Raw genomic sequence first — 24509 nt, 5'->3', positions numbered from 1 at the left:
TGAAGTGGTGGAAGAGAATGGCAGCCCGCGCTTTCAAATCAACGCCCAGAACTGCGTGCACTGCAAAACCTGCGACATCAAAGACCCTGCCCAGAACATTACTTGGGTGGTACCGGAAGGTGCCGGGGGCCCGAACTATCCGAATATGTGAGTGACATCAAACAGTAAATCGCCACCGTAATTCAACCGACAGCCTGCTCTCTACGTTCGCAGGCATGAGAATAAACCGCTAAGGAGTATCGCGTGGAAGCTTATATTGTCAGCGCCTATAGAACCGCCGGCGGTCGCCCCAAAGGGGCCCTGGCCAATGTCCACCCTGCCGATTTAGGCGGCAGCGTTATCGATGCCTTGATCGAGTCTACCGGTGTTCCCGGAGAAAAAATTGAAGATGTGATTTTTGGCTGTGTCACCAAAGGCGGTGAACAGGCCTTTGCCATTGCCCGCAGCGCAGTGCTCGCCTCTTGCCTGCCGGATTCTGTTCCCGCTGTTACCATCGATCGGCAGTGCGGATCCTCCCAGCAAGCCGCTCAATTCGCCGCGCAAGCGATCATGTCTGGAACTCAGGATATTGTTATCGCGGGCGGCGTTGAAAGCATGACCCGCGTTCCCATGGGTTCAGACGCGGGACTGTATAAGAAGGCTGGAATTGGTGAAGGCCCTTGGAGCCAAAAGATTCTCGAACATTATGGTATCAAAGGCTTTAGTCAATTTGTCGGTGCACAAATGATCGCGGAAAAATACGGTTTCAGCCGTGAGGCGATGGACGAATTTGCTCTCGCCAGTCATCAAAAAGCCAGCGCAGCCATTGCTGCCAACGCCTTCGCCGATGAGATCGTGGCAATCCGTATCGCAGACGGTTTACATACCGAAGACGAAGGCGTCCGCAAAGATGCTTCACTGGAAAAAATGGCCACGCTTGAACCGCTCACCGAAGGCGGCTGCATTACCGCCGCAAACGCCAGCCAGATGTGCGATGGTGCCTCAGCCGTTATGGTCGTCAGCGAACGCGCACTTAAAGAGTACAACCTGACGCCCTTGGCTCGCATACACAGCTTTGCGGTCACGGCCGGGGATCCGGTTATTATGCTGGAAGAACCCATCAACGCAACTCGGACAGCGCTGGCCAAAGCCGGAATGACTCTGGATCAAATTGATCTGTTTGAAGTCAACGAAGCCTTTGCATCTATCCCTATGGCCTGGCTCAAGGCGCTCGATGCGGATCCTGCAAAACTCAACGTCAACGGCGGCGCAATCGCCCTAGGCCACCCGTTAGGCGCAACCGGCACTAAATTGATGACGACCCTGATCTATGCACTCAAGAAGCGTGGTCTGCGTTACGGGTTACAAACCATGTGCGAGGGCGGCGGTATCGCCAATGTAACCCTTTTAGAAGCTCTTTAAAAAACCATCTTTGTTGTTTATAAAAAGGAAAAAACATGGATATCTCAGGAAAGACAGCCATTGTTACCGGCGGAGCCTCTGGCTTGGGTTTAGCCACCGTCGAAAGCTATGTTGCCAAAGGCGCAAACGTCGCCATTTTTGACCTAAATGAAACTCTAGGGAACGCCGTTGCCGAACGACTGGGCGAACAGGTGATCTATCTGCACGTTAACGTTGCCGAAGAAGAATCCGTGCAGGCAGCCATCGATACTGTATGGGAAAAATTCGGCGCCCTACATATTATTAACAACTTTGCCGGTATCGCTCCTGCGTGCAAAACTTATGGCAAGAAAGGCCCCCACCCCCTCGATATCTACATGAAAACCGTGATGGTGAATCAGGTGGGCACCTTCAACGTTTGCCGCTTAGGCGCAGAGAAGATGGCACAGAACGAACCCGTCAATGACGATGGCTGTCGCGGCGTAATTACCAATACCGCATCGGTTGCCGCCTTTGAAGGGCAGATAGGTCAGATCGCTTATTCTGCGACCAAGGGCGCAGTCGTCGGTATGACTGTGCCCATGGCCCGTGAACTGGCGCCCTATGGTATCCGTGTCTGCACCATTGCCCCTGGCCTAATTCACACACCGATGTTCGATACCATTGAAGAGTCTTATTACAAGTCTTTGGAAGCGTCGACGGTATTTCCACAACGCCTGGGCAAAGCCAGTGAAATTGCTGCGCTGGCGACACACATAGTAGAAAATGATTACATTAACGGCGAGACCATTCGAATGGACGCTGCCGTACGCATGCAACCGAAATAACCTCAACGACCGCAGGCCACCTATGTCCGAACTCGCCTACGTCACTATTGACGAAGAACTGCATATCGCAACGCTTCATCTCAATCGTCCCAAGGCCATGAATGCCCTAGATGTACCAACTGCCGCAGCATGTCATCAAGCGATACGTGGATTAGCAGACCGTAATGATCTGCGAGCCATCGTCCTACGCGGTGACGGCAAAGCCTTTATGGCTGGCGGTGATGTCGCCTCCTTCGCCAAAGACTTCGATGCAGCCGCCGACGTCATCAATGCCATGCTGGATGAACTGGATCCGGTGGTGAAGTTTATTCATTCCACCTCCACACCGGTTATCGCCTGTGTTCACGGTGCTGTTGCCGGTGCCGGTATTAGCATAATGGCGGCCTGTGATCTGGTCTTCGCGGCAGAAGGCACTCGCTTTGTCTTCGCCTACGACAAAATCGGTGGTGTACCGGACTGCGGCGGCACTTATTTTCTGCCGCAACAGATTGGCGCTAAGCGGGCGGCGGAATTTATGCTGCTGGGCGACACCTGGAATTGTGAACAAGCACTGTCTTTCGGATTGATCAATCGTATTCTGCCAAGCGACGGTTTTATCGAAGAGAGCGAGGCTTTGGTAAAGCGCATTGCCAAAGGACCAACATGCTCCTATCGCGCTTACAAACAACTCGCATCGATGGGGCCTACGAATAGCTTGCAACAGCAGCTGGACGCCGAGCGAGCGGCGTTCAGTCTGGCGACAAAGACAGAGGACTTTCTCAGTGGTGTCAGTGCGTTTTTAAAGAAAGAAAAAGCCGACTACAAGGGGCGTTGAACGCCCTTTTTAGTCGGCCAATTGCCCGGACTCTTATCTAAATTCAGGCGTCCAACAGGACTCTGCCATTTGCACCAGGGTGACTGCAAAGCTTCTGATGTGCAGACGTTAACGGCTTATAATCGCCTGCTTTAACCTGATCAACGTAGTTCCACTCCGCATGGCAGATCTTAGGCGTTAACGTCACCAACAAATAGCCACGATGTTGCAAATCCGTGTAGGCGAGAGGCTCCACCAGGCTCGTCACCATTTGCGCCAAAACATCGGGATCTTCCGAGGGAAAATACTCCTCCATACCTGGTGATGTCACGCTGGACGTCGCCAATTCGACACCCACTGACGCCCCGCCTAACGTTTGCAGATTATTCGCCCAGGCATTATGTGTGTCCCCGGCTAACACTACGAGATTACTGTCATAGGCCGCGGCGGTCTCCAGCACCAGTTCTCGTTCGTAGAAGTAGCCGTCCCAGGCGTCGAGGTTGTAAGGGATAGACGGCTGCGCCAAGATTTGCTGTTCCGCCACAGTCAGGCTCGCAGGATCAATCGTCGCTTTTTGTACCAGGGTTGCGTAATCCGCAAATCCAATTTGCCCGGTAATAAGCGGTGCCGGTAGATTCATACGGCCCATCAACACCTGCTGCCCCAACACCTGCCAACGGGCTGTCGACGTCGCCAATTGCTGCTGTAACCAGACTCGCTGCTCAAGTCCCAGTAGCGTTCTGTTGGAATCCACTAATGCCGCCTGAAAACTCTCAGCATTGAACGCGCCCGTTTGTGTATCCATGTAGTCGGTATAGCTCAGCTGCTGGTCGCGACCGATAATGCGTGTATCCAGCATATAAAGGTCTAGCAAATCCCCAATCTGGAAATGGCGATAGAGTCGCTCACGCTCACCATCAATGGGTTCACGTATCGGTAGCCATTCATAATAAGCCTGAATCGCCGCAGCCTTGCGTGCCTGCCAATCGCCCTCTCCCTCGTTGTGGTTTTCAGCACCTTCGAGCCAAGCATCATTACTGACTTCGTGATCGTCCCAAACGCAAATAAAACTGTGACGACGATGCGCCTCCTGCAAATCTGGATCACTGCGATACTGAGCGTAGCGCAGGCGATATTCCTGCAAGGTCAACAACTCCTCTGCAGGGATCGACTCCCGCCCCATCGCTGCGGCATCGTCCGATGCATAGCCGTCCCGGGGATATTCGTAGATGTAATCACCCAGATGCAAAATAACATCGATATCGTTGCGCTTGGCTAACTCTCGATAGACGTGGAAATAGCCCGCAGGATAATTGGAGCAGGACACGACACCCAAACGGTAACGACAGACCTCATTCATTGGTAGCGTCTTCATGCGACCGACGGGAGACGCCTGATTCGCGGTATAGAATCGATAAAAATATCGGCAATCCGGCTCCAGACCGGTGACATCCAGTTTAATGGCATAATCGGATTCCACTTCGGCGTCGACACGCCCCCTCCCCACAATCTCGCGGCAGTGAAAGTCCTTAGCGACAACCCAACGCACACAAACCTTACTCTGACGACGAGGTGGCGTTGTTACCCGAGTCCAGATCACCACGCGATCACTGAGCGGATCACCGCTGGCAACGCCGTGTAAAAAGCGACCGGGGGAAAGTTTGGAGCTGGCGGACAAAGCGACCGCCGTACCGCCAATAGCCACGGTTTTCAGCAGTCGGCGGCGGGAAACAGGAAAATCACGAGACATGGGAAGATCCATCTTTTTGACTAGGAAATGAGAGATCTTCCGCCAGCTTTGTTAAGAACACATGACCAGTGGTGAAGCCAATAAAAGGAATTTATGATTTCAAGTAAGCGTAACCACAATACGATGTAGAGAAATCCATTAATGATCCAAGAAAGCGATTTTGTCGCGTTACGAATCAAGATCAATCTTGCCTTAACCACCACCGAGCAAGGCGGCCGCCATTCTGCAATTGATCGTGAGTCGCGCTCCGGTTATCGCGCCAGCCATCATTTTCCCTGGCAACCGCCAAGAGATAACTACATGGGCATTATCATCTTTGAACCCAGAAAAGGGGTGTTACGGCCAGGAGAAAGTTGCGATACAGAAGCGGTAATTTGGATTCCAAAAGCCGAGCTCGCTAAATGCGTTCCAAGGCTCCAATGGCAAGTGGTCGAAGGCGCGAGGGTTACTGCATCTGCGACTCTCTTGTCAGTCATCTCAGCTGAGCCAAACTAAGTCCATCGCTGATTCTCACCAAAGGAAACCGCAATAATTTTCTCTGAACTATAGTTAGTATCAACGCTGTTGCTCACTGTGCTCTCATGTCCCAGGTATGTCCCAAATGTCAGTATCGCCGCACGGCGATGGATACCCACGTTCATCCGGGAATCTGCCCCCAGTGCGGGATTGTCTATGCCAAATCGCAGGAGAAACAAGATAACAGTGTGATGGCGCAACAGAGAGAATCCGCGTCCTCCCATATCTCGATGGAGGAAAGCATCAGCCTGCGCCAGAAACTGCACGAGACCCTACTCTATTGCCCGGAAAGCGTTGAGAGCGTCGTGTTTTGGGGACGCACAGTCACAGGGATCGTCTTTGCTCTCTGGGGATTATCATTTATCGCCGGGGGCATTGATTGGGAAACCATCGGCGGCTCTTTTATGCACAATATCAATTTGCCTTTTCACGAATTCGGCCACGTCCTGTTTATGCCTTTCGGCCGTTTTATGATGATTCTGGGAGGCAGCCTGTTTCAGGTTCTGCTTCCACTGATTTTGCTCGCAGCCTTTGTCTGGCAGCGTCGAGATACGTTTGCGGGCAGTATGATGCTGTGGTGGTGCGGTCAGAGCTTTATCGATGTTTCGCCCTATATCGCCGACGCGCCTTATCGGTCGCTTCCTTTAATTGGGGGGATGGGCGAATCCGCCCATGATTGGGGCAACCTGCTGACCATGACCAATGCCATAGATTCTGCGGCAGGGCTGGCCAAGACCTCATTTGGCATTGGCAGCCTGTTGATATTACTGGCGATCTTCTGGGGGATTCGGGTGCTGATGATCCAACGCCAACGCATTGGACCGTTTTAGAAACACCTCAATCGGTCATTCTGCTAGCTCTGGATCGGTTACGGTCAGAATCACACGTTGATAACGAGTTAGTTGCGGTTCGCCATCATCGGTCACCGCTAAGACCAAATGGGCTCGCCCCTGCTGTGGACATGCCATCAACTTAGGCAGCCAGTAGTCTTTACAGCTGGCGTTTATCTTTACCCTCACTTGCGGTTGATCGACATTTTCCATGTGAATATCGGCAACGCCCCAATCCGGAGAGTAGCCAGCTTCTTCATATTGAAACCAGCGATAGGCCAAGTCGTCACCATCCCGATCATGAGTCGCCGAAGCATCAATGGTCAGTGTCTCACCAACGTGCACTGACATTTCCAAGGGCTGGTCATTGGCGAGATTGTTAACCATGACATCTGGGGGATGATTGGCCTTGTCGAAGGGTTGGAATGTCCAATCCATGCGGGCAGCAAAGTCATTTTGAAAAGCTTCACGCCAACGCCAAATGGTCGCTTGATCGCTAATATATTCACGCCCATCGACGCCAAGAACAGAATCCTGAGACGTCACCCGCCGGAAGAGGTCTCCCCCCTGAGTCCAAATGGGGTGAGTTTCGCCATAGGGCTGTCGAAAAATGTAGCGACCACCCCAACCGCCCCAACCCGCATTGCGATAGCTGTGCAGGCCATTCCGGATTAAGTGTAAAAAGGCGGGCGTATCCCCTTCCATAATGAACCAGTATTTAGGGTAGTGTTTGCCCAACTCGCCCTTACTGCGAATATGCTTATCGAGCCACTCATTGGTAATCAGTGATGTATCAGCACCGGCGCCATTGCGGTAATACTCATCTCCGGCGATGCCCGTCCAGGTCGCATAGTAAAATTCATCTCCACCGGGAATGGTCGGATAAACAATGTAGTGTAAATCGGGAAACTCCCGGCGAACCCAAGGCCCGCTATCATCCTGATCGGAAATCGAATAGACCCGCAACTTCTCGACAAAGCTCGCCAGTGCTTCTTGAGAGCGATTGGCCCGCACCCAACTCAGCGCTTCTGCCAGAGTATTGGCTCCCCCCCAGACATCAATCCAAAGTGGCCGGGTATCTTCTTTGTCAGCGGCGGCTATGATGGATTGCGCTCCGGAGGAGAGCTTTTCAATATCGATAGCATCAATCCCATAACCCACAGGGCCGCTGGAGACCCGGCTGAGCAAATCTTTGGCCTCGGGCCAGCCGTCGGCATGTTTGCTGAGGTTGGGTTGCACATCTCCGTAGACGCTCAACAAGGCCCGCAAAGTGTCCGGATGGGTGACATCTTTCTGGAAAAACGACGTAACGGCCACCAGGCCTTCAATGTCCATTTCATTGGCGTAGAGCAGGAATCGAATAAAAGACATCTGATCGTCCGGCTCATTGCCCATGTCGCTGAGTACAATCACTCTTGGATTGCCCGTAAAGCGATCTATCTCCTCTGCCGCAAGCAAGTCTGGCGATACCTCTGTTTGATGCTCAGTATCTGCGACACCATAGTTGTCAGCAGCATCTGCAGACGTTACCGCCATAGAACTGAAGGCCACCACGCCAGCACAGCATAAAGTCACCAAGTGTTGATATATGTACGACGTCATCAATTGAATACCCAAAGCTACAATGCAACAGAGATTACTTTCGACTTACAACGGCGAGAACATCCCCCGTAGGCAACCGATGGTAAGCGCTGTCATTTTGACGCAATGATACACAATATTGTGTGGTGGGTCTGGGAGTTTGCGGAAAGCTACCTTTTTCAACCGGTCTTGGCGGAAGAAGGCTCACTCTCTGATTCGCCGTGCAAGCTCTGGAGCTTGCTGGTCACAGGATTGGCGTAGATTTCGAGAAGTATGTCTCTCTGCTCCACAGGAATCTCGTCCAGGCGACGCTGCATTTCTCGTTCTACCGCAGCATAGCGCCCTTTTTTAAACGGTTTATGCCTATGGGTAACCGGAGCATCCGCAATATGGCCATGTAATGCCTCGTATGCGACATGATTGCTGGCATGGAGAACGTATTTTTCCCAAATCTGGCGGTCGATCTCCGCTGCCACATCTTCCGCCGTCTCAAAATCCCCCTTGAGCACTTCTCCGAAAGCGATATGTACCGCCCCTTTCTTACCAGCAATACCTTGAGCAATGCTTGTGATATCTTCGTGCAGCTGCTTTTGGTAATTGCCATGTTCGCGGACGGTGTGCAATTCACGGGCTTTGAGTTGATCACAGGGATCCCATTCATAGGAAATCGAAACGGGGACAATTCTTAGAGTCTTGATATGTTCAGCATAGCTCTGAGTCTTCTTATCGCGACTTAGAGCCAGCATACTGATTATGGCGGCGTTCGTGATATCACGGCCATCTTTAGCACGCCCTTCCCTCTGCGCGAGCCAGATATTGCTTTTATCGACGGTTAACGAGTGCAGAATATATTCAGACAAATGTTTGGATGCGCGGAACTTCTCTTTGCGAGTCGCTGCAGAGCGCTTAACAATAAAACTCTTGTTAATGCGCATTAGATCTTCAACAAATGGTTTGCTGAGCAGATTATCCCCAATCGCGATTCGAACCGTATCGAAGCTGTCATGGTGCAATGCCCAGCCAACAAAGGCAGGATCCATGACGATGTCACGGTGATTGCTGATAAACAAATAAGAATATCGAGGATTGAGTAAGTCCAGACCGGATATAGTGAGCTTGCTGACCTGTTTATCGATCATCTTACCCATATAGTAGGCAACGGCCTGCTGCACCTGTTTGACCGTTTTGATATCGTCCAGCTGCTTTTTCAGAAAACGGCGTACCAGAGGGATGATAATCCAGGGGCACCAGCGTGTTAATCGCGGAAATCTGAGGCCTGCAATTGCTCCGACAAATTCTTGGGAGTCGAGAATTCGTGCAATAGCGGGCGCAACTTCCTCATCGGAATAAGGGCGGATGTCGTCGAAATTCGTCTCAGTCATAGGGGCTGAAATCGCTTGTTTAGGGCAGCTCTGGACACTGGCTGGAAATGGGGCGCACAAAATACCTGAGATAGAGCGCCAATGCCAGTCGCAGCAGGCTTCTTGCGATGGGTTTATTCCCGGCCGCTGTACCAGTTTACATCCTTCGCATAGCGATCGACCTGATGAGCCACATCAAGTATGAGCGCAAACAGCGCCATACGGATAAGAACGCCATTGTCCGCCTGCCGAAAAATGGCCAGATTGGGATTGAGGTTGAGATCGTTATCCAACTCGTTGGCATCCGCGCGCGAATCTCTGGGCAATGGGTGCATTATGACCGTGTTCGGTTTGCAATATTGTGTATAAATGGCCTGATTGAGACGGAAACGTCCGCGATACAAATCCGCCTCATCTTTGGTGGCAAATCGCTCTTCCTGGATGCGTGTGGCGTAGGCAATATCGACATTTCCAATCCCCCCCGCCAAATCTTCAGACACATGAACGGTATGGCCTACACTGCGCAGCTCTTCAACAATCGCATCAGGCATACCCAGCTCTCCAGGAGACACCAGGGTTAGTTCTACGTTTTTAAACAATCCCAACAATTTACAGAGTGAGTGCACGGTACGGCCGTATTTCAGGTCTCCAAACATGGCGATGCGCAAACCATCGACGCCCTGCCCCCGGTCGTGTAACTCCTTGCGGATGGTGTAAAGATCTAACAGTGCCTGACTCGGATGCTCGTTCGCTCCGTCGCCACCGTTGATTACAGGCACCCGACTGGCCGCAGCGAATTCCGCCACTGAGCCGGATTGTGGATGTCGCATACAGATAACATCACTATACCCTGACAGAACGCGCGCAGTGTCGTAGAGGGATTCACCTTTAGCAATGGCAGAGTTTTGAATACCTGTCGTCTCACGCACCTCTCCACCCAACAAATTGAAGGCCGCGCCGAAACTGACCCGCGTGCGGGTACTGGGTTCGAAAAACATATTGCCCAAAATTGCGCCTTCCAGCACTCGAGTCACCTTGCGGCGCTGGGCGTAGGGCTCCATGCGATCAGCGACATCAAAAATATGCTCAATATCTTCCCGCTCAAACTGCTCTATTGAAAGAATATGTGCGCCGGGAAATTGCATGATCAGTACCTTCTAGAGTTGGGATGGAAGCCGCGCACATTTTAGCTCCGCGTCATGCAATGCACCACGGCATTTTAAAAATGGACTACAGTTATCTGTAGAAACAGCCTTCTATGAGGAACAACAACCTCTGATAACGCACATTTGAGGCAATAAGCTAACCCCGCTCTCAGGGAGGATGGCAATGGATAAAGCGCGTGGCAAATAAGTCTCCAGACTATCTGACAAAATTCTGTTCTCTCGAAACCGCGGAATGGATTCTGGACACGCGCTGCCTGCGCTGGAGCTCTCCCCATTTATTCAATGATCCGTTGGAACTGTCTCACGTAAGCCGGTTGAGCTTTGACAACCAAACGCTGTTACAGCAGCTGATTCAATCCGCAAGCGCCATGATCTTTGCTCGAGATACGCCGCGAGGCCATTCGCCACTGTTGAACGCCATTCGCCGCTGGCGGGAAGAAGAGCGATTTGCATCACCGGATGAAGCAGAAGGGGTACTTGGAGAACTCTTGGGGCAGATTGTTGAGAATCGTGAGGCGCAACAGCAAGAGATCATGCAGGAGTGGCGCAAGTACGCTAGCTCGCTGAGAATATGTACTTTCTCTCATCGCAACGACAGCCTCATCAACTGGCGCAGTTACGGAGACAATCACCGGGGAGTCGCTCTACGATTCGACGCCACTGTAGAGAGTCGCTTTAGCCAAGCAAGGCAGGTCAAATACAGTCAGCGCCCAGTAGAGATCATCACGTTACGCGAAGAGCTGGACGCGGTCATCAATAACATTCAACGCGATCCCAAAGATCAGTTCCAGGAAAAATTTTTGGGCAAACCCGATGAATTCAGTTCCGAGCAGGAATGGCGATGCTTTCATCAGGTCGCAAATTTTGACCAGCAAGCCCCTCTACCACCTGATAACGAATGGTACGAAAACCTGCGTTTTGATACCCAGAGCCTATCCAGTGTATATTTTGGTATGGCCGCGCCGAAAAATGCCTGTCAGGAACTGCAAGCCTTCATCAAAAAGCGCTATCCGCGTGTTCGCATCTTTCAAGGCTGCTGGTCCTCAGCTAAAAACGTTATCGAATTCAACCGCGTTAGCTAGGTACCGTTAACACTATTGGTCTGAGCGATGGATAACAATCTCCATTGCAACCGGGCCGGAAAGCGAGTTGGTTATCAAGCAGGCTTTCTCGGCTCTAAGCAGTAACTCCCGAGCCTTTTCTTCGTCCTGCGCTTCGGCCAGAGTCAAGGCTACCTGATTAACAAACCGCGTAAACGCCAAGCCCCCGACAGTTTTCTCCAGCAAGCCACTGGTGGAACACGTCAAACGTCGCCAGTGAAAACCTGAACTGCGAGCAATTGAACGAAACGTTAAAATAAAACAATTGGCGACCGAGGCAACCAGTAAGTCCTCTGGAGACCAGCAGTTTCCGGCGCCGCCAAACTGCTTTGGAGGTTCAACATCCAAGCTCGGCAAGCCATCCGCAGAACACAGGAGGGGGCCATCCGTCGCAGCTGTTGCATTGATGAGGTATTCATGGGGCAAGGATTTCATTGTTGTATCCTCTCCTTCTGATGACACACCTATTGTGCGACCATTTACGGAGAGCAACAAACATTAGAAACCCCTAAATTATAGATGCTTGACGGCCATCAAGCGTGAGGAATTTTACTCTGGGTTAGGGGAACTTTTGCCCTGCAGAATAACCTCTTCTTACTCTTCCAGTAGCTCTACTGCGTATTCGCCCAAGCTGTCCAAAATGGTTAATTGGGCCTCACTCAGATCGCCAGACGCCGATAAAACTTCGATTCTCTGGAGACATTCATCCACCGTCAACCCCGCCCCAGCGTCAGGATCCGTCAAGCGCTGCCAACGCCACGTCTGCCAGTCTGTCCGCTCCTGATCGGTAAGAAGGTGGGGAAAGTGGCGAGCCTTATAGCGAAACAGCAAGGTATTCAGCCGTGCATCGTCAAATCCGAACCCGTCATTGGCCAATAGCGTTTCAGGATCTCCCCGCAACTGATCTCCACGGCGACGATCACCGTCGGAAATAAAGCCTTGATACAGCTGTTGCTCGGGATCCCGCTCTGGCGGCAACTCAGACAGGCGATAAACCTCCGCGAGCTTCTCTCTTAAATCATGCGCGCGCAGTTGCTGCCAGTTGCGTTCACAGACACCTCGATCAATCTCCAATCGATCGGCGGTCGATTCATCCAGCAATTTTGCCGTCGCCAGGGCTGGAGACTTATTCATATGAATCAGCTTTAAAGGAATTCGAGATTCATCGTCAGCGAGATCCTCCGTGCGAGTGTAGAGCCGCTTGGCAATCACTTCCGGAGACAACTCCAATAAAGGCGCAGGATCTTCACAAAGATTGCACACGATGACCGCATTGCGATTAACCGGATGAAGAGCCAAGGGGGCAACCAACGCGGTATTACCGTTTGCGACGGGAAATCGAGACGATACATGCAGTAGAGGTTTGCAGTTCTGCACATCAATCAACGCCATCACTGCCTGCTTGCGACGCAAACCGTAGAGATAGTCGTAGAGCTTGGGTTGACGCTCGCGCACCAATCTCGCTAACTCTATGGTTGCCATTACGTCGGAAAGTGCATCGTGAGCACCCTCGTGGGCGATACCGTTGGCCGCTGTCAGGTCTTCAAGTCGTAAACTCGGTGTACCATCTGCTCGCGCTGGCCAGACAATGCCATCCGGACGCAAAGCTCGCATCATCCGCACCATATCAATAATATCCCAGCGGGAATTATTGTCGCGCCACTCACGGCCATAGGGATCAAAAAAGTTGCGATACAGGGCGTAGCGCGTAACCTCGTCATCGAAACGCAAACTGTTATAGCCGACACCGCAGGTGCCCGGTTCCGCAAGTTCTCGATGAATACGGGCAATAAACTCAGGCTCCGGCATGCCCTCTTCGGCGGCTTTCTGCGGCGTCAACCCTGTAACCAGGCACGCCTCAGGATTTGGTAGGGTATCCGCCATGGGCTGGGAAAAAATCATCAGCGGTTCGCCGATAACATCAAGGGACTCATCGGTTCGAATACCGGCAAACTGACAGGGGCGATCCCGAGACGGAACCTCACCCCAAGTTTCATAGTCATGCCAGTACAACGTATTCATGAATCCCTCCCCGAAATGCCGTTAACAACGCGGCCAGTTCTTAACCCAGCTCGTCCGATGCGACATGGTACTTTGGATCTTCCAGCATATTCACTTCGCACAGATCGCCTGCTTTGCGTAATAACCCTCGACATTCCGGAGCCAGGTGTCGAATGTGAACGGTTTTACCGAGTGCCTTATATTTCTCTGCCAGAGAATCCAGAGCCTCGATACCGGAATGATCACTGATCCGAGATCGCTTAAATTCAATCACGACATGGTCGGGATCATTTTGTGGATCAAACAACTCTTTGAAATTACTGACAGAACCAAAGAATACCGGCCCGCGCAAATCGTAAACCTTGTAGCCGTTTTCATCTTCGTAGGTGTCGGCCTCGATGTGCTGGGCATGCTTCCAGGCAAAGACCAGAGCGGAAACAATGACGCCAACAATAACCGCAATTGCCAGATCGAAAAATACGGTTACCGAAGAAACCAGCACGATGATGAACGCGTCCGTAAACGGAATCTTCGGCATGATACGAAAAGAAGACCATTCAAAGGTACTCAAAACCACCATAAACATGATGCCAACGAGGGCGCCAAGGGGGATCATTTCGACGTAATTGGCACCGAAAAGAATAAACGCCAATAACACCAGAGCCGCAGAAATACCCGACAATCGTCCACGCCCTCCAGAATTAATATTGATCATCGACTGTCCAATCATGGCACAACCACCCATACCACCAAAAAAACCGTTCGTGGTATTGGCGATTCCCTGCCCGATGCATTCTCGGTTACCGCGACCCCGGGTATCCGTCAGTTCGTCGATTAAACTCAGGGTCAATAGCGATTCAATCAGACCGATGGCCGCAATGATCACCGCGTAAGGCAATATAATTTTTAGCGTTTCCATCGTGAAAGGAACTGCGGGAATATGGAAGCTCGGTAAGACCCCCTCGAGAGTTGCATCCGCAGCTTGATCGGCAGGTAACATATCCCGAACGTAATCAATAACCGTGCGTGCCTCCAGGTCAAAACAGGCAACAATCGCGGTCATCGAGACGATCGCAACCAGCCCCGATGGTACTGCCGTGGTCAACTTGGGGAGGAAATGCATGATCATCATGGTCACGAAAATCAAGATTCCCATGGTGAAGAGCATTTCGCCCTGCATCCACACCAGCTCACCGTCGCTGATTTCCACTTTAAATTGGGGCAGCTGTGCGAGAAAGATCACAATGGCCAAGCCATTTACAAATCCGAGCATGACCGGATGCGGCACCATCCGAATAAACTTGCCCAACTTCAGAACACCGGCAAGTATTTGCAAAATACCTGCGAGAGCCACCGTCGCAAACAGAAATTCGACGCCATGATCGGCCACTAAAGCAACCATCACTACCGCTGTGGAGCCAGTAGCACCGGAGATCATCCCTGGGCGCCCTCCAAAAATGGAGGTGAGCAAGCCCATCATAAAGGCGGCGTACAAGCCCACCATGGGTTCAACACCGGCTACGAAAGCAAAGGCCACGGCTTCTGGGACCAGCGCCAAAGCGACGGTAAATCCCGACAGAACATCGTTTTTGACGTTGTACTGATTCGACGTAATGAGTTTGAACATCTCGGAGTCATCCCTGGGAGGAAAGCGCTAAAAAGTTGCGGATACTAACAGAGCCCCCCGCCCGAACCAACTCCGCCCGCGCCAGTTGGTATAACGCAATCAGAGGAGAGAAAGATATGGTATCAGGCGGTTTGCTGCACGGTAGAAGATTCAGCGGCACACAACCACTGGGTCAAATCCTGCCACTGTTGCAAATCGGTTGCCACCCTGGATGCAGGCATTTCGAACAGGCTGTAACCGGATGCCAAGGCCAGGACGTAATTCTGCGTGTCACGTAAACTTGCCACCAGAGAAACATTGACGGAAGCAATAAACTCGTTGAGAACACGCTGGTATTGAGCATGGTGCTTGATTCGATTGGCAACAACCCCAACCTGACCGTCATCAGCAACCGGCCAACCGTTGGCGTTGAGGCTACCTAAAAACCGCATGCATGCGAGAACATCGGTCGGTGACGCTTGTAGAGGAATCAACAACTTTGACTGATAGGACCACCAGCGCTCCAATTCGCCACAAGTCACCCGGGCGGGCATATCATGTACAACCAGGTCTACTTTTAATGATGGCAGAGTAGCACCACGAAAAGCTGCAACAGGATAAACTGGAGGCAGACCTGGCCGGCGCAGCCGCAACCAGTCCATCGAAGACTGCTGCTCATCATGATCAACCAAAACGACCGCCAACCCCTGACCGGCGGCCCATGCAGCAATTTGGGTGGCAAGCGTGGTTTTACCACACCCCCCTTTGGGATTGGCAAGAAATACCTGTTTCATAAGCCCATCTGAAAATTCCTCTTTCCTTAAGGATATACCAGCGGACAAGACTAGCCAGTTAATTGACCGCAATGATGGCCAACCAGAGGCTATCATTGCCAAAGTCATGATCCTGACTCACTATCCTCGGGTTAATGGCCCAATTCATCGGCCATTTTCACCCTAACTAATAGTTTTCGATATCGTCGATGGAAATCTGCGGGTTTTTAGCCAGGCAGGAGACCAACTGCTGGTTTGTCTTATGCAGCCGCCGACAGGATTCCCGCGCAATATTTAATATCAGTATGGAAAACAAGACCTGATCGTGACAGAAAATATCGTCCAGAGCGGCGCCTGACAAAATCAGAAGGTCAGTATTCTCAGTGGCGATGGTGGTTGCGGAATGGGGCTGTATTCCAATAACAGAAATGTCACCGAAACAGGTTCCCGGTGTAAGCTCCGCCTTCAGTATGGAGGAGTCTTGGACTTTGTAATAGAGCTCTACTCGTCCGGTTTCTACGATATAGATGTGAGAGGCACTGTCGCCCACTTGGAAAATTGTTTCGCCGGCCGAATAATGGACCAGCTCCAAGCGCTTAAAGATCTCTAACAACTGATCTTCAGACAGGCCACCGAAAATGGTGATCTTATTCAGGATCGGTAAAACCTTTCCACTTTCAGGCAATGGCTCACAGATAACTTGGCTTGCCATAATCTTATTCTCTCTGACGGGTTCGATGTCGAGCCTGACGACAGAAAGCTCTGCCTGCTGCGCGTCATTCCTGCTCCGAACTTCCTAGTGGCTTTATATGCCAAAGTGTGCCAGATATCCAGTCACTTCCCACATGGCTGTAACAAATCATTCGAGAGGACATCCTCCGCGAGATAGATAAATGGCACTTTGGTCGCACACCTTGGCATTTCAGCACGGTATAACGATAGACGGACGTCAGCAGAAATTCTGTCGATCAGGCGGGGGCGCGGTGGCAAACCCGATCACACTTCCAGCGGTTGTTGTGACTACCCCGCTACTAGCAAGCAGAAATTGAGCCTAACAAAGGGCCCATGAGATCAAGAGGCGAATTTACTCACCGGTGATGGTGATCATGATGCTCAGACATCGGCGCCTCAGAACTGTGTTCAGTCGCCGTCGATGATGCGGGCTCATGACCGTGGTCTTGTGCATGAGCAGAATGTCCGGAATGACCAGAACCGTGTCCCAAAGTCCCGTAAATCGTCCACAGGCCGAACAGAATGACAGAAAGAGCCATCAGCGAACGCAGACCCTTAAGGCGAAGCAACCGTTGAAGACGCTCAGCCATTATGCCGGCCAGAAACACCGCTGGCAGCGTTCCCAGACCGAAAGCCAGCATAACCGCCGCCGCTTGCGTTGGAGCAGCCTGAGCGAGACTATAAGCAAGTGCGCTATACACCAGACCACAGGGCAGCCAGCCCCAAATAACCCCCAAAAATAAGGCCGCCTGCGCCGATCTAACCGGCATCAACTTTTGACCGAAAGGTTGAATATGGCGCCACAAAACGCTTCCAGCGCGCTCCAGATAGGTCAGCCCCTGCCACCATCCCGCCAGGTACAATCCCATTGCGATCAATAACAAACCTGCGGCCCATCTCAGCGGCTTCAAAGATGCGATATCTTGCAAATACCAACCAAGCCAGCCAGCCAATGCACCAATCAACGTATAGCTAGCAATGCGTCCCAGGTTGTAACAGAAAATTAAGATCACACGAGAGGGACCACCCCTTTGCGCTGGTACAGCGAAGCCCAGGGCAGCCATCAAGCCTCCGCACATGCCCAAACAATGGGCACTCCCCATCAGACCAAGTAAAAAAGCACTCGCAAGGGGCAAGCCTGCAACAGAAAATACATCCATGGTAATTACGATTCCAAACGGCTATTTTTCAGCCTTGGCTTGGTCCTCGTCCTTTTCTGGGGAAGATTGAACAGACTTTTGCGAGCCTTCGGCCCCCGGCGCCACGTCGTCTTCGTCAAAAAATATGCGCTGACTCTCTGTATCCAGATCATCAAATTGGCCACTGTTTACCGCCCAGTAAAATACCGCCACCGCAACAACGACGAAAAATAGAGCGATAGGGATGAGTAAATACAGGCTGGCCACAATGTCTCCAAGATCAATCTATCAGGCTTATTGAGTTGCTGCTGCGACGCGCGTACGTGAGTTTACCGCAGCCGGGTTCGCTCGCCCCCGGCCAGACAGACGCAAGGCATTGCCAACCACCAAGAGCGAGCTGGCTGACATACCAATCGCGGCAGCCCAGGGAGGGATCATGCCTGCGGCAGCCAGAGGTAAGGCAACCAAATTATATCCGATCGCCCATCCGATGTTCTGGCGAATGATTCGTTTAGTCTCAAGCGCTTTTCGCAGGGCGGCAAGGATAAGCAGCAGCTGATTGTTGAGCAGCACACTGTCGGCACGGGTCTGCGCCAGATCCGTCGCACCGCCCATCGCGATAGACACATCTGCCGCGCTGAGCACGGGAACGTCATTAATACCATCCCCTACCATCAGTACTTTCTCGCCACGGGCCTGCCGTTGGCGAATATCGGCTAACTTGTCTTCCGGTCGCTGGTCTCCTCGCCAGGATTCAACAGCCAAAGAATCCGCAATCTGCTGAGTGACCGACGCCGTATCGCCGCTCAACAAGACCACCTCTAACCCTTGAGCCTTTATGCCATCGACAACGTCAACAGCGTCACTGCGTAACTCATCGCGCAACTGCAACCAGTAATTTCGTTGTTCGGAGGATGCCGCCATACTCAATGCGAGCCATTGACCAACGTGTGGAGGCTTACCCACCATACCCGCGAAATCCGGTCGCCCAAGACGGCAACGCCATATGTCCCCGTCATTATCCAACTGAATTTCACCTGCCACCCCCTGTCCGGGTGAGTGCTGCAACTCCCTCGCTGTCAACTGATCTCGATAGCTGTCAAAAGCTCGCGCGAGGGGGTGGTTAGACCCTCTTTCCAAGGCTGCACAAATCGCCATCAAGCGGTGTCTCACCGGTTCCGACACCAACATACCCTGCTGATCGTGTAAGCTGACAATGTTAGGACTGCCTTCAGTAAGCGTACCCGTTTTATCAAAAACGACCGTCGTTATTGTCGGGAGCGTTTCGAGTACGTGGCCGCGGGTTATCAGCAATCCCTGCTGCCGCAACCAGCCGATAGAAGCCGTTAACGCTGTGGGAGATGCCAGCGACAAGGCGCAGGGGCAGGTTACCACCAGGATGGAAAGCACCACCCAGATGGCCTCCTCACCGGCTCGCCACCACCAGAAACTACCGACAACAATTGTCACCAGGAGAACCGCCGCCACAAAATAGCCCGCCAGTCGATCCGCGACCGCAACCTGCTTCGGCTTTTCCTGCTGTGCCTGCTCCACCAAACGTTCAATGGCCGATAGCTGAGTTTGACTTCCTGTCGCAGTGACCTGAATTTCAAAGGACGTATCTGCCGTCATGGAACCGGCTATCACGCTGTCACCCGGCTGTTTGTAGATGGGGTCAGGCTCACCGGTTAACAGAGTTTCAATCACACCGCCACTGCCACTCAACACCACACCATCACAGGGAATACAGGTACCACTCATCACCAATAAGCGGTCATCAACACGGGCTTGCTTTAATGGCAGAGTTTGCCAGCTTTCCCCTGTCCAGCGCTGTATGGTCAGAGGCAACAGCTGCCCGAGGCGTTCCGCATCAATCCCATTGCGATGACGAGCTCGCATTTCCAAAAATCGTCCGAGCAGGAGGAAAAAGGTAAACATAGCAATGGAATCAAAATAGACTTCACCCCCACCACGAAAAGTTGCCCAGATACTCGCCAGCCATGCCCCAGAAATCGCAAGAGACACGGGAACGTCCATCGTCAAATGACGAGTCATCAAAGCACGCTTTGCGGCAGAGAAAAACGGTCGCGCACTGAACAGGACGACCGGGATCGATATTAACAAGCTAACCCAGCGAAAATAGCTTTCCCAGCCTTCATCCGCCCCGGCATACATGGCGGTGGCCACCATTCCCACTTGCATCATGCCGAAACCTGCAACCGCCAGACGCATCAGCCCTTTGCGGTTTTCTTGCTGACGCAAGGCCTGCTGCATCTCTTGAGTTGCTGGCATGGGCGTATAGCCAATTTCTGCCAGAGCCGTCATTAGTTGACTGAGTGATAAGACAGCTGGCTGCCAGCGCACCAGGCAACGATGGGTCGATGCATTGACTCTGACACTGACAAGTCCATCAAGGCTACCCAGGTAACGTTCAATCAACCAAACACAAGCCGCGCAACTGATCCCACCCAACAGCAAACTGGCTTCGGCGACATCGCCATAATGGTGAACAAATTCTTCCTGGACATCGGCCTGATCAAACGCATCAAAAGACACAGTGTGGTTGTCGGGACGGGAGTTATTGTCACTGCGAAAACGATAGAAACTGTCTAAACCGCCATCGACAATAGCGGCGGCAACCGCCCGACAACCTGGACAGCAAAACTCGCGGAGCTCACCGGCAACCTGCAATGTAAAATCCCCATTGCGAGGAACCGGTAATCCACAGTGAAAGCACTCTCGCAAAGCTGCGTTCACTCGGTGCTACCAAAATGTAACCGGTCGGCCTGATCCAGGTTAAACTCGCCAATAATCCGCCAGCTGTCGGCGCGCTTGGCGGCTTCTTCCGCACTTGTAACTGCAGGATCACTGTCATGAGGATAGAGTCGAAGATACCAACGGTGACTGATACGCTGCTCCAAATCCCCGCGATAGTAGCCATCCCGAATCTGATGCAAGGTAATTACCTGATCGTAATCCGCTTCAACCGGGTGATCCAAATAAAGCTGCAACGACGTTGGCAAAGTGTATTGCGGATCACTACTTGAGATCGTGAGCAGAACTTCCCCCACCTCAAGGTCAAATCGCAAATCACCTTCTATCCCCAGTCGCTGAGCATGGTGATCTTGATCAAGGCGCTGATTGTACATGCGGCCTTCACGATAGTAGTTATCAATCACTACGTCATCAGCCCCTTTCAGCACAATCGTCATAAACGGAATCCAGGCCAGCATCACCGTTATCAACGGCGCAAGGACAAACCATGCCCAAAATTGTTTATACCAAGGACCTGAATCTTGATCATTTGATGAAGAGGTAGGCTTGTTGAGCGACATAGTGTTACTACATTCTCTGGCAGCGGAGTCAGTGACAGTCGAGTGTTTAACGCCACTGACCGCTTAACTCCTGTGATTAGTCTTTATGGGGGCCGATAAAACTGGCCTCTTCGCTAGCTGTAATTGCGGGATCGTCTTTCGCTGTGACTGTGATGACAATAGAGTTTTTTGAACTGGTCAATTCCTTATCTGGAATTGCCACTCGAATGGGTTGAGTAAAGATCTCACCTTCCTCGATTATCATCGGGCGATATCCTTGCACTTCAAACGAGCCGTTACCTTCTACTGCGACATCGTAGGTATGCGCCTCACGATCCATATTATTGATCTTCAAGGTATACACATTTTGTACATCATCGCCACTGAGCCGATACAAACGCGCACCACGATCCCGCAGAACATCCACGGACACAGGTTCCCGTGTCCCCACGGTATAAACAAACGCGGAGATCATAGCAACAACGGCAAACGAATAACCAAACAAGCGTGGCCGCAGAAAATGGGTCGAACCATTTTTTAGCTGATCTTCCGACGTAAATCGGATCAACCCGCGAGGATAATTCATCTTATCCATAACTTGATTGCAGGCATCCACGCACAAGCCACAATTGATGCATTCATACTGTAGACCATCGCGAATATCTATATCTACAGGACAAACCTGAACACACCAGGAACAATCGATACAGTCACCTTTGCCATTCGCTTTATAGTCTTCCTTCGCTTTACGTGGTCCCCTGGACTCTCCGCGTACGGCATCGTAATGAACAGCCAAAGTATCGGAGTCATACATTACGGATTGAAAGCGGGCATAAGGACACATGTATTTACAGACCTGTTCCCTCATCCAGCCAGCATTTATATATGTAGCCGCCGCAAAGAACAGCGTCCAGAAGGCTGCAACGGCGGGAACACCGAAGGTGACATAGCCCGTCTCATCGATCCTGGGCAGGAATCCAAGAATCAAATCGCGAATGGGATAAAAGTAGCCGACAAACGTCAATCCGGTAACCAGCGCAATGGCGACCCAAAGGGAATGCTTACCGGCTTTACGCAGAAACTTCTCGTAAGACCAGGGCTTGCTGTCGAGCTTAATCTGCTTGTTACGATCGCCTTCAGTGAGGTGCTCCGCCCAGATGAACATTAATGTCCACACCGTCTGAGGACAGGTAAATCCACACCAAACTCTTCCAAGCAGGACTGTTACTGTAAACAGACTAAAAGCCGCAATGATCAGTAACCATGCCAGCAACATCCCATCCTGAGGCCAAAAGGTCATCCAGAGAATATTGAATTTTCTCTCGGGAAGATCAAATAGCATGGCCGGGCGGCCATCGATCACGAGCCAAGGCAGCAATAGAAAACCTAAAATCAGCGGGATACCCGTGTAGCGTCGTATCGATTGATAAAAGCCAGAAATTTTGCGGATGTAGACCCTGTTGGCCTCTTCATACAACCGTCGGTAGCGAACGGTTTTCTCCTCGTCGACGTCTTTGAGTGGAATCTTGTCGTTCATTGAAACCTCCGGTTCGAAATCCGCATGGTGACACGGCTGCGCCCTGCGATTTTGTCTCTGCACACATGTACGTAACAATCACCATGGTAGCGAAAACCAGTGACCGCACGTTGACAGAAAACAAATACTTTCGATGTTTCTAATATGTTAACTGGGCCACGGCGACGCCCTATCAAACAGCCCCATAAAGAACTTACACGCGCGCAGAGACGGAACTGCAGCCATAAAAAAGCCCCGAAAACGGGGCTCGACTTTCCTGTCCGCCGATAACCCGGCGCCCCATTCCAGAATCGGCGGGTGGGAAAGATCTTTCTCAACAGGCCCGATGAGCGGGCCTGAAAGTCAGACGGTTATTCTTCGAAATGAGACAAGCTATACACGTATGCCGTTAGAAGGTGAATCTTCTCTTCTTTTAGCTTGTCCTGCTGTGCAGGCATCACATTGTTACGCCCCTGACGAATGGAATGTCGGATCCCCTGTGGAGTACCCTCATAAAGCCAGATGTCGTCGGTCAAATTTGGAGCACCAAGGGCCTGCATCCCTTTACCATCTGGTCCGTGACAAGCCATACAGTTTTGATCGAAGACTTTTTTACCATCTTCTGCAAGAGCCGCATCATGCTCACGTCCAGACAAAGACAGTACATATTCTGCCGCAGCGATAACTTTTTCCTCACCAATGACAGGACCCCAAGCAGGCATATTTCCGTTGCGTCCGTGTAATAGCGTTTGCTTGATGGTGTCAGGTGAACCGCCGTACAGCCAATCGTCATCCGTCAGGTTTGGGAAACCGTAGTTTCCACCAGCATCAGCCCCGTGGCAAACGGCGCAGTTGTTCGCAAACAAGCGCACCCCCATTTTCAGCGCGCGAGGGTCCTGAGCAACCTCTTCAATTGGCATAGCGCTGAATTCATCATAGATAGCGCCATATTGCTCTTCGGCTTTCTCTTGCTCCCGCTCCAGCTGGTTCTGGGACGTCCAGCCAAGCACACCACCCCAATTGCCCAATCCTGGGTAAAGCACCAAATAGATGACCCAAAATACCAGCGTTCCGCAGAACATCTGGAACCACCACTTAGGCAACGGGTTATCAAACTCTTCAATGCCATCATAGGAATGGCCAGTGGTTTTGTTTTCTGGGTCCGCCTCATCACTCACGGCTACTTTGCGATTGGCAAATAACACCCAGGCGACCAACGCAATATTGGTTACCGTTAATACGATAACCCACAGGCTCCAAAACGTGCTCATAATTTATCCTGCCTTGTCTTTATCCTTAGAGCGGAGGACAGCAGAAGACTGCTCCATCGCATCTAAATCATCTTCCTCGAAGGGGAGATTGGCTGCTTCGTCAAACCGCTTTCTACGACTGGGAGAAAATGCCCACCAACAAACTCCGGTAAAGGCTATGGCCACAAGTACTGTGGCTAAACTTCTCAGATCGTTGATATCCAATTGCAAGTCCCTCCAGCCAAACCTTGTTTAGCGTTTCTGTTGCAGCAATGTTCCCAGTTGCTGGAGATACGCGATCAACGCCTCCATTTCGGTTGTTCCCTTAACCGCCTCTTCAGCCCCTGCAATATCCTCATCGGTGTAAGGAACACCTACTGAACGTAATGCGGCCATTTTTCTGCCGGTTAGCTCCCCATCCAAAACATTGTCAAACAACCAAGGAAACGCCGGCATGTTGGATTGAGGTACAACGTTACGAGGATTGTATAGATGCGCACGATGCCACTCGTCGGAATAGCGACCACCTACCCGAGCAAGATCAGGCCCAGTACGCTTGGAACCCCACAAAAAAGGATGGTCGTAAACTGATTCTCCGGCAACAGAATAGTGGCCATAACGTTCAACTTCAGCTCGCAGTGGACGCACCATCTGGGTGTGACAGACATGGCAGCCTTCGCGAATGTAGATGTCGCGCCCCTCTAGCTCAACGGCAGTCCATGGCTCCAGGCCTTCAACAGGCTCTGTCGTCTGAGGCTGAAAGAACTGAGGAACAATCTCTACCAAACCACCAAAACCGATGGCAACTACAGTAAGGATCATCAGCAGGCCGAGGTTCTTCTCGACTAAGTCATGATTTTTCAACGTCTATCTC

Annotated in this window: 24 protein-coding genes; 7 read left to right on the top strand and 17 right to left on the bottom strand. The window is 51.7% G+C overall.

Translation table 11 applies throughout. The features are described 5' to 3' along the window. From ACXAFR_RS17515 to ACXAFR_RS17500, 4 genes are all read left to right on the top strand, one after another. On the top strand, window positions 1–151 hold a 151-nt coding region (locus ACXAFR_RS17515; protein ID WP_475179055.1), incomplete at its 5' end, for a 4Fe-4S dicluster domain-containing protein. Between the two features lie 92 nt (window positions 152–243). Then, window positions 244–1401 (top strand): acetyl-CoA C-acetyltransferase, encoded by a 1158-nt coding sequence (locus ACXAFR_RS17510; RefSeq protein WP_475179042.1) that lies wholly within the window; start codon window positions 244–246, stop codon window positions 1399–1401. A gap of 35 nt (window positions 1402–1436) precedes the next feature. Continuing rightward, complete coding sequence (locus ACXAFR_RS17505; protein ID WP_475179041.1) at window positions 1437–2207, top strand: SDR family NAD(P)-dependent oxidoreductase; 771 nt, start codon at window positions 1437–1439, stop codon at window positions 2205–2207. Between the two features lie 22 nt (window positions 2208–2229). Further along, the gene (locus tag ACXAFR_RS17500) at window positions 2230–3021 is read left to right on the top strand and encodes an enoyl-CoA hydratase/isomerase family protein (RefSeq protein ID WP_475179040.1); all 792 of its coding nucleotides are present in this window, start codon (window positions 2230–2232) and stop codon (window positions 3019–3021) included. A 43-nt stretch (window positions 3022–3064) separates the two neighbouring features. Here ACXAFR_RS17500 and ACXAFR_RS17495 read toward each other — a convergent pair whose 3' ends face one another. Further along, window positions 3065–4750: an alkaline phosphatase D family protein gene (locus ACXAFR_RS17495; RefSeq protein WP_475179038.1), complete on the bottom strand. Its 1686-nt coding sequence runs from the start codon at window positions 4748–4750 to the stop codon at window positions 3065–3067. Between the two features lie 141 nt (window positions 4751–4891). Here ACXAFR_RS17495 and ACXAFR_RS17490 point away from each other — a divergent pair, with 141 nt between their 5' ends. Together ACXAFR_RS17490 and ACXAFR_RS17485 are read left to right on the top strand one after the other, a co-directional pair. Then, complete coding sequence (locus tag ACXAFR_RS17490; RefSeq protein WP_475179036.1) at window positions 4892–5245, top strand: hypothetical protein; 354 nt, start codon at window positions 4892–4894, stop codon at window positions 5243–5245. Between the two features lie 86 nt (window positions 5246–5331). Continuing rightward, window positions 5332–6096 carry a hypothetical protein gene (locus ACXAFR_RS17485; RefSeq protein ID WP_475179035.1) on the top strand — a complete coding sequence of 255 codons (765 nt, stop codon included), beginning with the start codon at window positions 5332–5334 and terminating at the stop codon, window positions 6094–6096. 15 nt (window positions 6097–6111) lie between these two features. Here ACXAFR_RS17485 and ACXAFR_RS17480 read toward each other — a convergent pair whose 3' ends face one another. The 3 genes from ACXAFR_RS17480 to ACXAFR_RS17470 form a co-directional block, all read right to left on the bottom strand. Then, a complete protein-coding gene (locus ACXAFR_RS17480) occupies window positions 6112–7698 on the bottom strand; it encodes a DUF1593 domain-containing protein (RefSeq protein WP_475179034.1) in 1587 nt (528 codons plus the stop codon). A gap of 158 nt (window positions 7699–7856) precedes the next feature. Continuing rightward, window positions 7857–9059, bottom strand: coding sequence for a 1-acyl-sn-glycerol-3-phosphate acyltransferase (locus ACXAFR_RS17475; RefSeq protein ID WP_475179032.1), 1203 nt, complete (start codon window positions 9057–9059; stop codon window positions 7857–7859). A 113-nt stretch (window positions 9060–9172) separates the two neighbouring features. Next, complete coding sequence (locus ACXAFR_RS17470) at window positions 9173–10183, bottom strand: aspartate carbamoyltransferase (protein WP_475179031.1); 1011 nt, start codon at window positions 10181–10183, stop codon at window positions 9173–9175. A gap of 197 nt (window positions 10184–10380) precedes the next feature. Here ACXAFR_RS17470 and ACXAFR_RS17465 point away from each other — a divergent pair, with 197 nt between their 5' ends. Then, window positions 10381–11286 (top strand): DUF2971 domain-containing protein, encoded by a 906-nt coding sequence (locus ACXAFR_RS17465; protein ID WP_475179030.1) that lies wholly within the window; start codon window positions 10381–10383, stop codon window positions 11284–11286. A 12-nt stretch (window positions 11287–11298) separates the two neighbouring features. Here ACXAFR_RS17465 and ACXAFR_RS17460 read toward each other — a convergent pair whose 3' ends face one another. From ACXAFR_RS17460 to ccoO, 13 genes are all read right to left on the bottom strand, one after another. After that, the gene (locus tag ACXAFR_RS17460) at window positions 11299–11739 is read right to left on the bottom strand and encodes an OsmC family protein (RefSeq protein ID WP_475179029.1); all 441 of its coding nucleotides are present in this window, start codon (window positions 11737–11739) and stop codon (window positions 11299–11301) included. Between the two features lie 159 nt (window positions 11740–11898). Then, window positions 11899–13326: an exodeoxyribonuclease I gene (gene sbcB, locus ACXAFR_RS17455; RefSeq protein WP_475179027.1), complete on the bottom strand. Its 1428-nt coding sequence runs from the start codon at window positions 13324–13326 to the stop codon at window positions 11899–11901. 40 nt (window positions 13327–13366) lie between these two features. Beyond that, the gene (locus ACXAFR_RS17450) at window positions 13367–14932 is read right to left on the bottom strand and encodes a SulP family inorganic anion transporter (RefSeq protein ID WP_475179025.1); all 1566 of its coding nucleotides are present in this window, start codon (window positions 14930–14932) and stop codon (window positions 13367–13369) included. Between the two features lie 122 nt (window positions 14933–15054). Continuing rightward, the gene (locus ACXAFR_RS17445) at window positions 15055–15705 is read right to left on the bottom strand and encodes a nucleotide-binding protein (protein WP_475179024.1); all 651 of its coding nucleotides are present in this window, start codon (window positions 15703–15705) and stop codon (window positions 15055–15057) included. Window positions 15706–15871: 166 nt separating this feature from the next. After that, window positions 15872–16396 (bottom strand): cyclic nucleotide-binding domain-containing protein, encoded by a 525-nt coding sequence (locus ACXAFR_RS17440; RefSeq protein ID WP_475179023.1) that lies wholly within the window; start codon window positions 16394–16396, stop codon window positions 15872–15874. Between the two features lie 376 nt (window positions 16397–16772). Then, entirely contained in the window at window positions 16773–17576 is an 804-nt protein-coding gene (locus ACXAFR_RS17435; RefSeq protein WP_475179021.1) for a sulfite exporter TauE/SafE family protein, read from the bottom strand. A gap of 21 nt (window positions 17577–17597) precedes the next feature. Then, window positions 17598–17822: a cbb3-type cytochrome oxidase assembly protein CcoS gene (gene ccoS, locus ACXAFR_RS17430; protein ID WP_475179020.1), complete on the bottom strand. Its 225-nt coding sequence runs from the start codon at window positions 17820–17822 to the stop codon at window positions 17598–17600. A 27-nt stretch (window positions 17823–17849) separates the two neighbouring features. After that, window positions 17850–20312 (bottom strand): heavy metal translocating P-type ATPase, encoded by a 2463-nt coding sequence (locus ACXAFR_RS17425; protein ID WP_475179019.1) that lies wholly within the window; start codon window positions 20310–20312, stop codon window positions 17850–17852. Further along, window positions 20309–20890 carry a FixH family protein gene (locus ACXAFR_RS17420; protein ID WP_475179018.1) on the bottom strand — a complete coding sequence of 194 codons (582 nt, stop codon included), beginning with the start codon at window positions 20888–20890 and terminating at the stop codon, window positions 20309–20311. Before ACXAFR_RS17420 ends, ACXAFR_RS17425 begins: the two co-directional genes overlap by 4 nt. Window positions 20891–20966: 76 nt before the next feature. After that, window positions 20967–22406, bottom strand: a complete 1440-nt coding sequence (ccoG, locus tag ACXAFR_RS17415; RefSeq protein WP_475179016.1) for a cytochrome c oxidase accessory protein CcoG — start codon at window positions 22404–22406, stop codon at window positions 20967–20969. Window positions 22407–22756: 350 nt separating this feature from the next. After that, window positions 22757–23656: a cytochrome-c oxidase, cbb3-type subunit III gene (gene ccoP, locus ACXAFR_RS17410; protein WP_475179015.1), complete on the bottom strand. Its 900-nt coding sequence runs from the start codon at window positions 23654–23656 to the stop codon at window positions 22757–22759. A gap of 3 nt (window positions 23657–23659) precedes the next feature. Continuing rightward, complete coding sequence (locus ACXAFR_RS17405) at window positions 23660–23860, bottom strand: cbb3-type cytochrome oxidase subunit 3 (protein WP_475179014.1); 201 nt, start codon at window positions 23858–23860, stop codon at window positions 23660–23662. Window positions 23861–23887: 27 nt separating this feature from the next. After that, entirely contained in the window at window positions 23888–24499 is a 612-nt protein-coding gene (gene ccoO / locus ACXAFR_RS17400; RefSeq protein ID WP_475179013.1) for a cytochrome-c oxidase, cbb3-type subunit II, read from the bottom strand. Between the last annotated feature and the right edge of the window lie 10 nt (window positions 24500–24509).

The organism is Pseudomaricurvus sp. ABR4_320, from assembly GCF_056159445.1.
This window is presented reverse-complemented; position numbering and strand designations above follow the sequence as displayed.